General features: G+C 63.9%; 17 protein-coding genes. 12 read left to right on the top strand and 5 right to left on the bottom strand.

Annotation, left to right across the window (positions count from 1 at the left end; all coding sequences use genetic code 11):
- Positions 1 to 155 precede the first annotated feature (155 nt).
- From SO140_RS41040 to SO140_RS41025, 4 genes are all read left to right on the top strand, one after another.
- The gene (locus SO140_RS41040; protein ID WP_498543920.1) at positions 156 to 626 is read left to right on the top strand and encodes a chemotaxis protein CheW; all 471 of its coding nucleotides are present in this window, start codon (positions 156 to 158) and stop codon (positions 624 to 626) included.
- Positions 627 to 696: 70 nt separating this feature from the next.
- Positions 697 to 1062: a response regulator gene (locus SO140_RS41035; RefSeq protein ID WP_007600538.1), complete on the top strand. Its 366-nt coding sequence runs from the start codon at positions 697 to 699 to the stop codon at positions 1060 to 1062.
- Positions 1063 to 1137: 75 nt separating this feature from the next.
- A complete protein-coding gene (locus SO140_RS41030; protein ID WP_474802938.1) occupies positions 1138 to 2325 on the top strand; it encodes a protein-glutamate methylesterase/protein-glutamine glutaminase in 1188 nt (395 codons plus the stop codon).
- Complete coding sequence (locus SO140_RS41025; RefSeq protein ID WP_474802936.1) at positions 2322 to 3194, top strand: CheR family methyltransferase; 873 nt, start codon at positions 2322 to 2324, stop codon at positions 3192 to 3194. The genes SO140_RS41030 and SO140_RS41025 overlap by 4 nt, the downstream gene beginning before the upstream one ends.
- 60 nt (positions 3195 to 3254) lie before the next feature.
- On the opposite strand, the gene SO140_RS41020 is transcribed toward SO140_RS41025, so the two are convergent.
- The 4 genes from SO140_RS41020 to SO140_RS41005 form a co-directional block, all read right to left on the bottom strand.
- The gene (locus SO140_RS41020) at positions 3255 to 4415 is read right to left on the bottom strand and encodes a glutathionylspermidine synthase family protein (RefSeq protein ID WP_474802934.1); all 1161 of its coding nucleotides are present in this window, start codon (positions 4413 to 4415) and stop codon (positions 3255 to 3257) included.
- 3 nt (positions 4416 to 4418) lie between these two features.
- Complete coding sequence (locus SO140_RS41015) at positions 4419 to 4661, bottom strand: hypothetical protein (protein WP_449383587.1); 243 nt, start codon at positions 4659 to 4661, stop codon at positions 4419 to 4421.
- 65 nt (positions 4662 to 4726) lie between these two features.
- Positions 4727 to 5122 (bottom strand): hypothetical protein, encoded by a 396-nt coding sequence (locus SO140_RS41010; protein ID WP_474802932.1) that lies wholly within the window; start codon positions 5120 to 5122, stop codon positions 4727 to 4729.
- Positions 5123 to 5124: 2 nt separating this feature from the next.
- Positions 5125 to 5529 carry a DUF350 domain-containing protein gene (locus SO140_RS41005; protein WP_449383585.1) on the bottom strand — a complete coding sequence of 135 codons (405 nt, stop codon included), beginning with the start codon at positions 5527 to 5529 and terminating at the stop codon, positions 5125 to 5127.
- Positions 5530 to 5665: 136 nt separating this feature from the next.
- On the opposite strand from SO140_RS41005, the gene SO140_RS41000 reads away from it, so the two are divergent.
- Positions 5666 to 7171, top strand: a complete 1506-nt coding sequence (locus SO140_RS41000) for a phospholipase D-like domain-containing protein (protein ID WP_498543919.1) — start codon at positions 5666 to 5668, stop codon at positions 7169 to 7171.
- Complete coding sequence (locus SO140_RS40995) at positions 7168 to 7713, top strand: hypothetical protein (RefSeq protein WP_498543918.1); 546 nt, start codon at positions 7168 to 7170, stop codon at positions 7711 to 7713. The genes SO140_RS41000 and SO140_RS40995 overlap by 4 nt, the downstream gene beginning before the upstream one ends.
- Before the next feature lie 100 nt (positions 7714 to 7813).
- Here SO140_RS40995 and ctrA read toward each other — a convergent pair whose 3' ends face one another.
- Entirely contained in the window at positions 7814 to 8515 is a 702-nt protein-coding gene (ctrA, locus tag SO140_RS40990) for a response regulator transcription factor CtrA (protein WP_016848562.1), read from the bottom strand.
- Positions 8516 to 8906: 391 nt separating this feature from the next.
- Between ctrA and fliI the strand changes: the two genes are divergently transcribed.
- The 6 genes from fliI (at position 8907) to SO140_RS40960 (ending at position 14310) form a co-directional block, all read left to right on the top strand.
- On the top strand, positions 8907 to 10232 hold the full coding sequence (gene fliI / locus SO140_RS40985) for a flagellar protein export ATPase FliI (RefSeq protein ID WP_027527630.1): 1326 nt from the start codon (positions 8907 to 8909) through the stop codon (positions 10230 to 10232).
- Positions 10233 to 10351: 119 nt separating this feature from the next.
- A complete protein-coding gene (gene fliJ, locus SO140_RS40980; RefSeq protein WP_449383583.1) occupies positions 10352 to 10771 on the top strand; it encodes a flagellar export protein FliJ in 420 nt (139 codons plus the stop codon).
- Between the two features lie 309 nt (positions 10772 to 11080).
- On the top strand, positions 11081 to 11626 hold the full coding sequence (locus SO140_RS40975; protein ID WP_474802929.1) for a sigma-70 family RNA polymerase sigma factor: 546 nt from the start codon (positions 11081 to 11083) through the stop codon (positions 11624 to 11626).
- 77 nt (positions 11627 to 11703) lie between these two features.
- On the top strand, positions 11704 to 12672 hold the full coding sequence (locus SO140_RS40970) for an anti-sigma factor (protein ID WP_474802927.1): 969 nt from the start codon (positions 11704 to 11706) through the stop codon (positions 12670 to 12672).
- A gap of 397 nt (positions 12673 to 13069) precedes the next feature.
- On the top strand, positions 13070 to 14032 hold the full coding sequence (locus tag SO140_RS40965; RefSeq protein ID WP_474802925.1) for a helix-turn-helix transcriptional regulator: 963 nt from the start codon (positions 13070 to 13072) through the stop codon (positions 14030 to 14032).
- 53 nt (positions 14033 to 14085) lie between these two features.
- Positions 14086 to 14310, top strand: a complete 225-nt coding sequence (locus SO140_RS40960) for a hypothetical protein (protein WP_449383580.1) — start codon at positions 14086 to 14088, stop codon at positions 14308 to 14310.
- Positions 14311 to 14312: the final 2 nt, after the last annotated feature.

Here is a 14312-nt window from a genome sequence, read left to right as displayed (position 1 = left end):
GCGCTGAAGGAACAGACCGCGGGTGCCGCCGGCGCCTCCGAGCTCAGCCGGGCGGCGGCGTAGAGCATGATCCGGACCCGAAGGGCCGCGTTAGCGCAAAGTGTGAAGCGGATTTCCGAGAAGATCATGCTCAAGACGAGGCAGGGGAAACACAGATGAGCAGCAAGACCCAATCCGCCGAAGGCGCCATGGTCGAATACGTCACCGCGATGATCGGCGGCCAGCTCTTCGGCCTGCCGATCTCACGCGTGCAGGACGTGTTCATGCCCGAGCGCGTCACCCGCGTGCCGCTCGCCTCCCGCGAGATCGCAGGTGTCTTGAACCTGCGCGGCCGCATCGTCACCGTCGTCGACATGCGCGCCCGGCTCGGGCTGCCGCGGCCCGAGGACGGCAAGCTGCCGATGGCGGTCGGTGTCGACCTGCGCGGTGAATCCTATGGCCTGCTGATCGACCAGATCGGCGAGGTGCTGCGTCTGCCCGAGGACGGCAAAGAGGAAAATCCCGTCAACCTCGACCCCCGCATGGCCAAGCTCGCCGGCGGCGTCCACCGTCTCGACGGCCAGCTCATGGTCGTCCTCGACGTCGATCGCGTCCTCGAACTCGCGCCCGAGATGATGGCGGCCTGAGACGACGGTCGGCCCGCCGACCGACCTGCAATTGGAAGTGTCCCGCCGGGGACAGGAAGTAGAGGCTCATATGAGAACGTGTCTCGTCGTTGATGACTCCAGTGTCATCCGCAAGGTTGCGCGCCGCATCCTGGAAGGCCTCGACTTCCAGATCCTCGAAGCCGAGGATGGCGAGAAGGCGCTGGAAGCCTGCAAGCGCGGGCTGCCCGATGCCGTGCTGCTCGACTGGAACATGCCGGTCATGGATGGCTACGAATTCCTCGGCCATCTGCGCCGCATGCCCGGCGGCGACCAGCCCAAGGTGGTGTTCTGCACCACCGAGAACGATGTCGCGCATATCGCGCGCGCGCTGCATGCTGGTGCCAACGAGTACATCATGAAGCCGTTCGACAAGGACATCGTGACGGCGAAGTTCCAGGAAGTCGGCCTGATCTGACCGTGCTGCCCGAGGGCTGAACGGATCCTTCGGCGTTTGTTTCAACTGAACCGTTTCAGTCTGAGTTGGTGAGTAATGAGTGTTGCGTTCGCTGGAAGTTCGACCATCAGTCCGTCGCGGGAAGGGCCACTGCGCGTGATGATCGTCGACGATTCCGTCGTCATCCGCGGTCTGATCTCGCGCTGGATCGGCGCCGAGCACGACATGGAGGTCGCGGCCTCGCTGCGCACCGGACTTGAGGCGGTCAACCAGCTCGAACGCATCAACCCCGATGTCGCCGTGCTCGACATCGAAATGCCCGAACTCGATGGCCTCACGGCGCTGCCGCAGCTTCTGGCCAAGAAGCGTGACCTCGTCATCATCATGGCCTCCACGCTGACCCGCCGCAACGCGGAGATCAGCTTCAAGGCGCTGTCGCTGGGCGCGGCCGACTACATTCCGAAGCCGGAATCGACCCGCGAGGCCTCCGCCGCCGACGTCTTCCATCACGACCTGATCCAGAAGATCCGTCATCTCGGCGCGCGATTGCGCAGGAAGGCGGCGGTCGCAAGCCCATCGCTCGCGCCCGCGAGCCCCGCTCCGCTTGCGCGCGAGCCCGTCGCGCGTCCTGTGGCACCGGCGCCGGCCGCGCCGGTCGCCTCCGCCGCCTCGCTCGTCAAACGCTCGTTCTCGGCGCAGGCCCCGAAGGTGCTGTTGATCGGCTCCTCGACCGGCGGTCCGCAGGCGCTGATGTCGCTGGTGACCGAACTCGGTCCGGTGATCGATCGCTTCCCGGTGCTGATCACCCAGCACATGCCGCCGACTTTCACCACCATTCTCGCCGAGCATCTGGCGCGTTCGAGCCGCAGGCCAGCGCATGAGGCGATCGATGGCGAGGCGGTGAAGCCGGGCCAGATCTATCTCGCGCCGGGCGGCAAGCACATGCGTGTGGTGCGGAGCGGCGCTGAGGCCGCGATCGCGCTCGACGACGGACCTGCGGTGAACTTTTGCAAGCCCGCGGTCGATCCGCTCTTCACCTCCGCCATCGACCTCTGGCACGGCGGCATCCTGGCGGTGATCCTGACCGGCATGGGCTCGGACGGCATGCGCGGCGGCAAGGACATCGTCGCCGCCGGCGGCAGCGTGATCGCGCAGGACGAAGCCAGCAGCGTGGTGTGGGGTATGCCGGGCGCGGCCGCGAATGCCGGCATCTGCGCCGCGATCCTGCCGCTCAATCAGATTGCGCCGAAGGTCAATCGTCTGTTCTCGGGAGACCGCTCGTGACGCCGATGGACTATGAATATCTGCGCAAGTTCCTGAAGGAGCGTTCGGGCCTCGATCTCTCAGCCGACAAGACCTATCTGGTCGAGAGCCGGCTCATGCCGCTCGCGCGCAAGGCGGGCCTCGCCGCCATTCCCGATCTCGTGCAGAAGATCAAGAATGGCGATACCAGGCTCGCGACCGACGTGGTCGAGGCGATGACCACCAACGAGACCTTCTTCTTCCGCGACAAGGTCCCGTTCGATCATCTGCGCGACACCATCCTGCCGGGCCTGATTCAGGCGCGCGCGGCGCGCAGGAGTCTGCGCATCTGGTCGGCGGCCTCGTCGACCGGGCAGGAGCCCTATTCGATCGCGATGTGCCTAAAGGAGAAAGGCGCAGCGCTCGCCGGCTGGCGCATCGAGATCGTCGCGACCGATCTGTCTCAGGAGGTGCTGGAGAAGTCCAAGGCCGGCGTCTACAGCCAGTTCGAGGTGCAGCGCGGCCTGCCGATTCAGTTGCTGGTGAAATACTTCACCCAGTCCGGGGACATCTGGCAGCTCAATGCCGACGTGCGCTCCATGGTGCAGTTCCGCCAGCTCAACCTGCTCCAGGATTTCTCGCATCTCGGCACCTTCGACGTGATCTTCTGCCGCAACGTGCTGATCTATTTCGACCAGGACACCAAGGCGGTGATCTTCGAACGCATGGCGAAGAGCCTTGAGGCGGATGGCACCTTGCTGCTTGGTGCCGCCGAGTCAGTCGTCGGCATCACCGACGCCTTCCGTCCGGTCGTCGACCGCCGCGGCCTCTACCAGATCAATCCGGCACGTGGCACACGTTCGGCCGGTGCGCCGATGCTTGCAGGCATGAGGATCGCCGCGGCAAGGTGACCTCTCTTCTCGTCATTCCGGGGCGGCACATCAGCGTCGAGCCCCGGAACGACCGAGGCCTCACAAAATCGCGTGCGGCAAGAATCGCGAGCTGTTGCCGGTGATCGGGCTTTCGTCCTCACGGATCGACAGACCGCAGGGCTCGTGGTTCACGAGCCAGCTTCCGACGACGGGATAGAAGCCGGAAAAATTCGGCAGCGGCGAGAGTGCCTGGCGGACGAAGCCTTCGGCGCCGTAGGGACCCGTGTGCTCGTCGAGTGACACGCCGCCCGAGACCAGCGTGACGTTGGCGCCTTCGCGCGACAGCAGCGGCTTGCGCACATAGGAGCTGCCGAGCTCGGCCGCGCGCGGATCATCCTCGAAGAAGGCCGGCAGCAGGTTGGGATGGTTCGGAAACATCTCCCAGAGCAGCGGCAGGATGCCCTTGTTGGAGAGCACCGCCTTCCACGGCGGCTCGATCCAGCGCGTCGTTGCCTCCTTGAGCTTGGTGCCGAAGGCATCGTGGAACATCCATTCCCAGGGGTAGAGCTTGAAGGCGAGCGCGATGTCGCGGTCGTCGAGGTCGACGAAGCCGCCGTCCCTATCGCGCCAGCCGATCTCCTCGATGTCGAGCAGTGTGGTCGATAGCCCCGCTTGCCGCGCTGTGTCCTCGAGATAGGCGAGCGTGCCGGCGTCTTCTTCATTGCCGGTCGTGCCGGTGAGATGCAGATGCTGGCTTGGGGAGATTGCCCTCCAGGCCTCGATCAGCCGCTCATGGATGGAATTGAACTGATCGGCCCGCGCCGGGATGATGCGCCGCTCGATCGCCTGTTCGAGCCAGGTCCATTGAAACACCGCGGTCTCGAAGATCGACGTCGGCGTATCCGCGTTGTATTCGAGCAGCTTGGCCGGCGAGGTGCCGTCGAACTTCAGATCGAGCCGGCCATAGAGGCTGCGGTCATCGCGCTCCCAGCTCTCGGCGATCAGGTCCCAGAAGGGCTGCGGGATCTTCAACCGCTCCAGCAGCCGCTCATCAATGATGATACGGCCAGCGAGCTCGAGGCACATCGCGTCGATCTCGCCGGTCGGCGTTTCGACCCCGCGTTCGATCTCGTCGAGCGTGAAGGCGTAATAGGCGCGCTCATCCCAGTAGCGCTCACCATCGATGGTATGGAAGTCGAAGCCGCATTGTTCGGCGGTTTGCTCCCAGTCGTCGCGCTCGGGACAGACAATCCGTTGCATGCGCTAGCCGCCGCCATGGCCGTGGCCATGACCGCCATGTCCATGATCGCCATGTCCATGAACGACATGCAGCGTGCCGCCGAAGCCGCCATAGGTGGCAGGCCGGCAATAGGGTTGCCCGTCGATGCCGGGAACGGCCGTCATTCCTGGTCCGCAGTCATAAGGCCGCCGCACAAATCCCATCGAGACCGCGCCGACCGCGGCACTGCCCATCAGGGTGAGCACGACCCGTCGCGAACGTTTCATGTCGCTTCCTCCCGCGCCAGTTAAGCAGACCGGCCAATGGCGGTGAATTCAAAACTTGGCTCGGCTCAGCCGCCGCCCGAAAAGCCGAACGCATGCGCGAACGAACCAAAGCCGCCCCGCGTCACGCCACTGGTGCCCGAGTCGGACGAGCCGCCGGATGAGGAATGGCTCGAGGAGTCGCTGCTGAAGAAGCTCGAACGCGATGACCAATGCGAGCTGCCGCCGCCAGATGAGCCTCTGCTGGTGCAGGCCGTATTCGGTTGCGCTGGCTCCGCTATTCCGGGCGCGCGCGGATCGCAGTTCTGCCGCGGCATCAGCGTGTAGGCGGTGGTGCCGACCGCAATCGTCCCCATCACCAACAGCGCGACCTGGCCGGAGCGTTTGACCGGCTCCTTCGGTGGCGACGGCAAGGGCTGTGGCCGACGCTTGCCGAACTCCTTGCTGGGGCGCTTCTCGGCCATGGTCAGTAGATCATGCAGGCGGCGTTGAGCAGGCCTGCGGCGAGCGAGGAAAGGCCGAGCCAGATCGCGGGCGCCATGTCGCCGGCGGCGATGCGTGACGACAGGTTCGGCACCGGGATCTTCACGACGTAGAACACGATCACCTGGACGATCAGCGCGATGAACGCCCAGATCAGGCAGTCCACAACATTGGCCGAATGTGCGATGGCACTGAACAGCGGTGCGACGAAGCCGAGCAGGCTCAGCCCCAGCGCGATCGCGGCAGCCGGATCATTGTCGCGGATGAGCTGGAATTCGTTGTGCGGCGTGATGCGGGTGTAGATGAACAGATAGGCCACGATCGCTACCAGCCCGGTGCAGAAATAAACGAGAAAAGCGGGCAGCCCCGCGAGCGATTGCAGAATCATCAGTCGTTCCCCCGAGCACACTTATCCTGCGGATAATTTCGTGACTTGTCATCCAGGATTTAAAGTTCTTTGCGAGCAATAGCATTCGGTTGCAACTTGAGCGTTTTTCATTCGGCCGAGCCCAAGGAGCGGTTCAATGCCTGCAATTGCGTTTTCCAACAATGATATTGCTGTTGTCGCCTGGACGTTCGACCATCATCTCGATGGTTGTCTTGGCTTTGCGATCCACCAGATCGACGTTGACGCCGGGAACCACGAGACGGTCCTGCCTGCGCTTGCGCGGTTTGCCGATCAGGATCCAGGCACGAAGCTGACGACCGAGCAGGCGCCGGTCCAGAAATTCTGGTGGAAGGACCTCTTCGCCAAGCGCGGCGGCACCTATCAGTATCGAATCGTGCCCATGGGTGGCGCGCCGGGCCAGACGCTGACGCCGCTTGCAGGGGTCTCGCCGCTTCTCAGCAATCAGGTCACGCTGACGCCGAGCCGTCCGCCGTTCAGCGCATATTTCAACCGCGGCATCACGGCGACGCAGGCGCTGTCGCAGGCCCTGCATAGGCACCCCAGCATCGAGGCGCTGCAGCCGCACATCCTCGATCCCGGCGATCCGATTCGCATCCGCCTGATGGGACAGTTGCAGGAAGGCCTCACCTCGCTTCTTGCCAGGGCTGACAAGAACGGTGGCGTCATTCATGCCGCGCTCTACGAGCTCAACGATCCGAACGGGTTGGAAAAGCAGCTCCAGGCCAATCCCCATAGCCGCAACGTCATCCTCGGCAACGAGCAGGCACCGGACAGTGACGACGCGGACAAGGACAATCGCGCCGCGCTCAAGGCGGCCGGCGTCAACGTGATCGACCGCATCCTCGCCAAGGGTGACATCCCGCACAACAAGTTCATGGTCCTGACCCAGAACGACACGCCGATCGCCACGCTGTCGGGTTCGACCAACTGGACCAGCACCGGCCTGTGCACCCAGACCAACAATGCGCTGGTGATCGAGTCCAAGGACGTTGCGCAGCGCTACCTCGACTACTGGACAGCGTTGAAGGCCGACGTCGATGCGGCCCAGGGCAACAAGAGCAAGCTGCAATCGCCGATCCTGCGCGACTTCGCCCATGGCAACAACGATAAGTCGATTTCGTCGCCAATCAGCCTTGGCAATGGTGTGACCGTCGAGCTGATGTTCTCGCCGAACACGCCGCACAAGCTGTCGAAGCATCCCGACACGCCCAACGACATGGGACGGGTGTTCGAGCTGATGAGCGGCGCCAAGCAGGCGATCCTGTTTCTGGCGTTCGACCCCGGCAACAACTCAATCCTCGATCAGGCCGGCAAGCTCTTGAAAGAGAAGCCCGACCTGTTCGTGCGGGGCGCGCTGACGAGTCCCGTGCGCGCGAAGAATTTCTCCGCGGCGCTGCATTCCGGCGGCGCAACCGAAGCTGCCGATGATGAACACAGCTCGTCGCATGGAACGCATGGCGGTGTGACCGTGGTCGGCGAATCCGGCAAGCCAAAGAAGAAAGGCGCTCCCGGCGAGATCGATTTCCGGCCGGGGCCGTCACGCCGCATGATGCCTTCGGCGCCTGGGAGGGCGAGCTCGCCAAGTTCGGCTTTGCCATCATCCACAACAAGATCGTGGTGATCGATCCGTTCAGCGCCGACTGCGTGGTCGTGACCGGCTCGCACAATCTCGGCTTCCGCGCCTCCCACAACAACGACGAGAACATGGTCACCGTCCGCGGCCATCGCGGGCTGGCGGAGGCCTATGCCTGCCACGTGCTCGATCTCTACGATCACTATGCGTGGCGCTTCCTGTTGAATGAGCACCCGGACATTTTCGGCAAGCCGCTGCAAGGCGACGATACTTGGCAGGAGCGCTACATCCAGGGACCAAGAGTCAAGTCGCCGGAATTGAGGTTCTGGCTTGCAGCGGCCGGCGGAGGCATTGCGTCCGCCTCGCACAAGCCGGCGGCGAATCCGATCGCCCTGGCGGAATCACGGGCGCAGCCAAAGCCTGCCGGCACCAAACCCAGCAAGCCAAAGAAGGCTCCAAAGGCGAAGACGGCCTCGCGGAAACAAGGCAGGAAGAAGCCCGCGAAAGCATCGAAGAAGAGCGCGGGGAAGGCGACCAGGAAGATTGCTGCCAGCGCGAAAAAGGCGAGCAGGAAACGGGGTCGTCGATGAAGACGGCTTCGGCTGGCCGTCCAAAAACGAAAACCCCGCCATTTGCGGCGGGGTCCAGTTGGGGAGGAGCGAGCCCTTGGGCTCGCGACAGAAGGAAGTCTTAGGCCGGGATCCGCTCGTCGGCCTCGTGCGGCTCGCGCAGCACGTAGCCGCGGCCCCACACGGTCTCGATGAAGTTGCGGCCTTCGGAGGCGTTGGCGAGCTTCTTGCGGAGCTTGCAGATGAAGACGTCGATGATCTTCAGTTCCGGTTCGTCCATGCCGCCATAGAGGTGGTTGAGGAACATTTCCTTGGTGAGGGTCGTGCCCTTGCGGAGCGAGAGCAGCTCCAGCATCTGGTATTCCTTGCCGGTCAGATGCACGCGCTGGCCGCCGACTTCCACCGTCTTGGTGTCGAGGTTGACGACGAGGTCGCCAGTCTGGATGACCGACTGGGCATGGCCCTTGGAGCGGCGCACGATGGCGTGGATGCGGGCCACCAGCTCGTCCTTGTGGAAGGGCTTGGTCATGTAGTCGTCGGCGCCGACGCCGAGACCCTTGACCTTGTCCTCGATGCCGGCGAGGCCGGAGAGGATCAGAATCGGTGTCTTGATCTTGGAGACCCGGAGCTGCTTGAGCACGTCGTAGCCGGACATGTCGGGCAGGTTGAGGTCGAGAAGAATAATGTCGTAATCGTATAGCTTACCGAGATCGACGCCCTCTTCCCCCAGGTCGGTCGTATAGACGTTGAAGCTTTCAGACTTCAGCATCAGCTCGATCGACTGCGCGACGGCGCTGTCATCTTCTATCAGCAAAACGCGCATGCCAGTTCCCCATAGTCGCCGCTCCGGGCGTCAGGTCGGCCGCATTCGCGGCACTCAACAAAACGCCTTTGAACAACTGATTCGGATCCTGACGTCACATGGTTAACAAAGTCTGATTCTGGAACGCAAGTCCTCACGGTGCAATTTTTGTCGAATCGCCCTAAGATATTGCGCAGAAGCAGTTTTCGTCACCCGGTTCCGTTCAAGTTCCACTTTAAGAGACGGGCCTAACCGACTCTCGCGACTCCCCTTCTTCTGTCGGGCAGGCGCTCAGTCACAAAGACAGTGACGCAATGATTAATGATGCGGGTAAACACGAAGTTAAGCGCCGTTCAGAAATGTGGCGAAATTTAAGGGTTTCGTCATGAAGGGCCCGAATGAAGGCTAAGTCATGAAGGCGCTCGCCGAGCAGATCGGGGACATCGACGGCGTCAATATATACGGTCGCGTCGTCGGCGTGCGTGGCCTGATGGTCGAGGTCGCCGGTCCTATTCACGCGATGTCGGTGGGCGCGAGGCTCGTGATCGAGACCGGCGCGAACCGTTTCATTCCCTGCGAGGTGATCGGCTTTTCCGGCAACAACGCTGTCGTGATGCCGTTTGCCGGACTCGAAGGCGTGCGGCGCGGCTGCAAGGCCGTGATCGCGAATGCCGCCAACCAGGTGCGGCCGTCGGCGGCCTGGCTCGGCCGCGTCGTCAATGCGCTGGGCGAGCCGATCGACGGCAAGGGGCCGCTGCTGCAGGGCACCTCGCCAATGCCGTTCCGCAATTCGCCGCCACCGGCGCATTCGAGGAAACGCGTCGGAGCGCCGCTCGACCTCGGCGTGCGTGCGCTCAACACGTTCCTGACCTGCTGCCGTGGCCAGCGCATGGGCATTTTTGCCGGCTCCGGCGTCGGCAAATCCGTGCTGCTGTCGATGCTCGCGCGCAACGTCGACGCCGATGTCAGCGTCATCGGCCTGATCGGCGAACGCGGCCGCGAGGTGCAGGAATTCTTGCAGGACGACCTGGGTGAAGAGGGCCTGGCGCGCTCCGTCGTCGTGGTCGCGACATCAGACGAGCCGGCGCTGATGAGGCGGCAGGCCGCATACCTGACGCTGGCGATCGCCGAATATTTTCGCGACGAGGATCAGGATGTGCTCTGCCTGATGGACTCGGTGACGCGCTTCGCCATGGCCCAGCGCGAGATCGGCCTCTCCGCCGGCGAGCCGCCGACCGCCAAGGGCTATACGCCGACCGTCTTCACCGAGCTTCCGAAGCTCCTGGAGCGCGCAGGTCCCGGCATGGGAGTTGGTGCCATCACCGCGATCTTCACGGTGCTGGTCGACGGCGACGACCACAACGAGCCGATCGCGGACGCCGTCCGCGGCATCCTCGACGGTCACATCGTGATGCAGCGATCCATTGCCGAGCGCGGGCGTTACCCCGCCATCAACATCCTCAAATCCGTTTCCCGCACCATGCCCAAATCGGCCGATCCGCAGTTCTGGCCGACCATTCAGAAGGCCCGTCAGGTGATGGCGACCTATGCCGACATGGAGGAACTGATCCGGCTGGGTGCCTACCGGGCGGGATCCAGCCCCGAAGTCGACGAGGCGATCCGGCTCCATGAGCCACTGGAGGCCTTCCTGCGGCAGCGCAAGGACGAAAGTGCCGGTTTGGCGGACGGCTACCGCCAGTTGGCGCAAATCCTCCAGAATTTGGAAACGGAACGCTAACTTTGTCAGGCCATCATCCGCCCCACAGAGTAGCAGAGCCGGTCGGGGCCCAGTTTCGGGATCGGGGAGACCGGTGTTGTCCCACGTGCAGCTAAGGGACTTCTGGGGAGTACGAGTCGATGAAGTCACGTGAAACGCTCATCCGCCTGAAGAAATTTCAGGTCGACGAGAAGCGCCGCAGGGTCACCCAGATCGAGAGCATGATCGCGGACTTCCAGCGCATGTCTGTCGATCTCGAGCGCGAGATCCTGACCGAGCAGGAGCGCGCCGGGATCAACGATCCCTCGCATTTTGCCTATCCGACCTATGCCAAGGCCGCGATCCAGCGCCGCGAGAACCTGACCCGCTCGGCCGATGAGCTGAAGGGCCAGCTCGAAGAGGCCAAGGGCGCGCTGGCCGAGGCTTTTGAGGATTTGAAGAAGGTCGAGCTCCTGGACGAGCGCGACCAGGCGCGCGAGCGCGCCGAGGAGAGCGCCCGCGAGCAGGCCGACCTCGACAGCATCGGCCTGATGCGCGCCCGCATCGGCGCCATCGCCTGAGGCGCTCAAGGCCCACAGCCAGGGAATTGCGTGAACCCGGACCCTAACGGGGGCCGGGCTTTTCGCGTGCGATGTCCACAGCGTGGCGCCCGGCCCCTTGGTGACGGGCTTTGCTGCGCGCTATGGTGGTGGGGATGAGAGCTGTGCCAGCGACGGAGGTGTCGACCTCTTCCTTTTGGGAGAGGTCGGCGCGGAGCGCCGGGTGAGGGGTTACGATCTCCCGTGAGCCCTGAGCCCCCTCACCCGATTTGCTGCGCAAATCGACCTCGCCCCGCCGGGGAGAGGTGAAGCGGCGCGTTGGGGGACTGAATGCTGACGCCAGCAGATCTGGTCTGGCTGATCGCGGCGGTGGCGAAGGGCGACGAGGCGGCTTTCGAGCGCCTCTACGGCGCCACGCGCGCGAAACTCTATGGAGTCGTGCTCCGTATCTTGCGCCGACAGGATCTCGCGGAGGAGGTCATTCAGGAGACCTACGTCAAGATCTGGAACTGCGCGGGCCAGTTCAATCCGGCGCTGTCCTCGCCGATCACGTGGATGGCGTCGATCGCGCGCAACCGCGCTATCGACCTGGTGCGCAAGAAGACCGAAGCCTCGATCGAGGAGGAGCCTCAGGCGATGGAGGTTGCCGCCGACAGCCCCGATCCGCTTGCTCGGCGCGAGATGACGGAGGAGTTGAAGCGGCTCCTGGAATGTGTCGGCCGGCTCGAGCCGGACCGCCAGAAGCTCGTGCTTCTCGCCTATTACAACGGCTGGAGCCGCGAGCAGTTGGCGCAGAAGTTTTCCGCGCCCGTCAACACGGTGAAGACGTGGCTGAGGCGCAGCATGATGGACATCCGGGAGTGCCTTGGGCTTTAGATGATGACGAAAGTGGCACGAGCTAGTGCAGCAACGACGGTCCACCTCTCCCCATCGGGGAGAGGTGGAGGACATTGATGGCCTACACTGAGGACCATATCGTGCTTGCCGCGGAATATGCGCTCGGCACGCTCGATGCCGACGAGCGCGCGCAGGTCGAGACCATGATGGCGGTGGACGAGGAGTTCGCCGGTCTCGTGCAGGCCTGGCAATTGCGGCTGGGCGTGTTGAACCAGATGGTCGGTTCGGTCGAGCCGCGGCCAATCGTGTGGGAAAACATCAAGGCCGCGATCGGTCCGACTCGGGCAACAGAGGAGCCGCAGGCGCGGCCTGAGGCGTCGACGTCACCACTGCCGGAGGTGCCGGAGCCGCCGGCCGAGCCGGAAGCTGCGCCCGATATCGCACCGCGATTCATGCCGCAAGTCCATGCGCCCGATGTCACCGTCTCGCAGGTGCCAATCGTCGACGACACCAACGTCGTCTATCTCGAAGGCCGCGTGAAGCGCTGGCGACGCATAGCGTCCGCCCTCAGTGCGCTTGCCGCTGCGCTCTTCGTGGTGCTGTCGCTTCAGATCCTGCGGCCCGATGCGCTGCCTGGCGCGCTCCGTCCCGCGCCGCAGATTCAAAACGTCGAGGTGAAGACGCCTGCCGCGCCGCTTACGTCGTCATCGCAATATGTCGCGCTGTTGCAGGGGCAGGGTGGCGGCCCTGCCTTCATCCTCACCATCGACGGCGCGACCAAGAATTTCACGGTGCGTAAAGTGGGTGCCACTCCGGAGCCGGGCAAGAGCTTTGAGCTCTGGCTGATCTCCGACAAGCTGCCGCGCCCGCGCTCGCTCGGCGTAATCAACAATGGCGACTTCACCGCGCGCCCGGTGCTCGCCGGCTACGATGCCGACGTCATCAATGCCGCCACCTACGCCGTCACCGTCGAGCCGGCGGGTGGTTCGCCCAGCGGCCAGCCGACATCCGCGCCGGTATTTTCCGGCAAGCTGATCGAGACGGTGCCGTCCCAGCCGCAGGCGCCGGCCGGCGCGAAGAAGTAGTGACGCCGTCGATCGGGCTACACGCTACCCACCCACCGCCGTCATTCCCCGCCTTGTGTGCCACTGCGCACTGGAGCGGGGAATCCAGTACGCCGCGGCTTCTCCGTATCCCATCACTGCCTCTGGAATACTGGATCGCCCGCCCCAGTGCGCAATTGCGCACAAGGCGGGCGATGACAGCGAGAGTGCGACAAGCGCGTCTTCCACACTCGCGATGGCTGAGTCCGTAGTTCTCCGGTCTGCGGTGTCGCTATGGTCCATCTCAGCGTCGCACCCCGACAATTCGAGCGGTCTCCAGCGCCCCATTTGAACCTCCTTCCGTTTCACTGCGTCAAATTCGCGCAATTTGGCTGTGCCGGCGCGGTTCGCGCCGGAGTGAAGGGGCGAGAGATATCGAATGCTGGATCCAACGAAGCCGCCGGGCATCTTCATTCATCAGTATACTGGGCTGCCGCACGGCCCGGCGTTCGAGCACTGGCGTGAGCGGGCTTTCGGATCGTGCGGGCTCGACGTCGCGCCCAGCCGCGGCGACAGCATCGATTGCCGACTGCAGGTCAGCCTGGTCGGCAACATCGTGCTCGGAATTCCCGAAGGCGCCTCCGCGCAGTTCTCGCGCACGCGAGAAGGCCTCGCCGACGGCTGTGACGATCTCGTGCTGATTTCCGCGCATTCGGGTCTCGTCCGCGTCCAGCAGAACGGCCACACCATCGAGCTCGTGCCGTCGCAGATGGTGCTCGCCGATCTCAGCGTCACCGGCACCGTCGGCCATACCGAGCAGGATCGTTTCACCACCATTCGCATGCCGCGCCGCGCGCTGCTCGAGATCAATCCGCGCGCCGAGGAGAAGATCTCGCAACTCCTCTCCGACGGTGCGGTCGCCGAAACCATCACGCGCTATCATGCGCTCGCCGCCAATCACGCGCCGCATCTCGATGCGGTTGGCCAGCGCCTCACCGCGCAGCACATGGTCGATCTCGTTGGCCTCCTGCTCGGTACCGATGCGGAGCATGCCGCGCTTGCCCGCGGTCGCGGCCACGCCGCCGCGCGTCTCGATCTGATGCGCGCCGACGTGATGTCGGCGCTGGGGCGCAGCGATCTCAGCCTGTCGGAAATCGCCGGACGCTCGGGCCTCAGCCCGCGTCAGGCGCAGCGCCTGTTCGAGCAAGCGGGCACCACCTTCACCGAGTTCGTGCTCGAGCAGCGCCTGCTGCTCGCGCGAAAGCTGCTGCATGATCCGCGATCGCGCGCACGCAAGATCAGCGACATCGCGCATTCCTCGGGCTTTGCGGATCTGTCCTATTTCAACCGCGCCTTCCGCAAGCGGTTCGGCGCGACTCCGTCGGAGCTGCGCGAGACGTGATCGCGCCGATGCCTGCAATCATGTCGTGAATTCGCAGCCGGCGCACGCCGCGCGTGAAATTGAGACGTTTTGTCGCCGTCAAAAGCGGTAAAGCGCTTCATCGCGAAGCTGCTTTCGCGCGCCGTGAAACACGCCTGAAACATTCACCTCGCATCATCATCGCATTGACGAGAACCGCGGCGCCGCTTTTCGCACGCAATTGTGCCGCTCGCCGGCGAGCTTCGCAGGAGTTCGAAGCACGTTTTGAAGAAGTCATTTTAGAGGTCACACTGACGTGACC

The sequence above is a fragment of the Bradyrhizobium sp. UFLA05-108 genome (assembly GCF_059803455.1).
This window is presented reverse-complemented; position numbering and strand designations above follow the sequence as displayed.

What these genes read in the sequence shown, in the direction of transcription:
- SO140_RS41040 (WP_498543920.1), top strand. Translation starts at nt 156, where the DNA reads ATGAGCAGCAAGACCCAATCCGCCGAAGGCGCCATGGTCGAATACGTC.
- SO140_RS41035 (WP_007600538.1), top strand. Translation starts at nt 697, where the DNA reads ATGAGAACGTGTCTCGTCGTTGATGACTCCAGTGTCATCCGCAAGGTT.
- SO140_RS41030 (WP_474802938.1), top strand. Translation starts at nt 1,138, where the DNA reads ATGAGTGTTGCGTTCGCTGGAAGTTCGACCATCAGTCCGTCGCGGGAA.
- SO140_RS41020 (WP_474802934.1), bottom strand. Translation starts at nt 4,415, where the DNA reads ATGCAACGGATTGTCTGTCCCGAGCGCGACGACTGGGAGCAAACCGCC.
- SO140_RS41015 (WP_449383587.1), bottom strand. Translation starts at nt 4,661, where the DNA reads ATGAAACGTTCGCGACGGGTCGTGCTCACCCTGATGGGCAGTGCCGCG.
- SO140_RS41010 (WP_474802932.1), bottom strand. Translation starts at nt 5,122, where the DNA reads ATGGCCGAGAAGCGCCCCAGCAAGGAGTTCGGCAAGCGTCGGCCACAG.
- SO140_RS41005 (WP_449383585.1), bottom strand. Translation starts at nt 5,529, where the DNA reads ATGATTCTGCAATCGCTCGCGGGGCTGCCCGCTTTTCTCGTTTATTTC.
- SO140_RS41000 (WP_498543919.1), top strand. Translation starts at nt 5,666, where the DNA reads ATGCCTGCAATTGCGTTTTCCAACAATGATATTGCTGTTGTCGCCTGG.
- ctrA (WP_016848562.1), bottom strand. Translation starts at nt 8,515, where the DNA reads ATGCGCGTTTTGCTGATAGAAGATGACAGCGCCGTCGCGCAGTCGATC.
- fliI (WP_027527630.1), top strand. Translation starts at nt 8,907, where the DNA reads ATGAAGGCGCTCGCCGAGCAGATCGGGGACATCGACGGCGTCAATATA.
- fliJ (WP_449383583.1), top strand. Translation starts at nt 10,352, where the DNA reads ATGAAGTCACGTGAAACGCTCATCCGCCTGAAGAAATTTCAGGTCGAC.
- SO140_RS40975 (WP_474802929.1), top strand. Translation starts at nt 11,081, where the DNA reads ATGCTGACGCCAGCAGATCTGGTCTGGCTGATCGCGGCGGTGGCGAAG.
- SO140_RS40970 (WP_474802927.1), top strand. Translation starts at nt 11,704, where the DNA reads ATGGCCTACACTGAGGACCATATCGTGCTTGCCGCGGAATATGCGCTC.
- SO140_RS40965 (WP_474802925.1), top strand. Translation starts at nt 13,070, where the DNA reads ATGCTGGATCCAACGAAGCCGCCGGGCATCTTCATTCATCAGTATACT.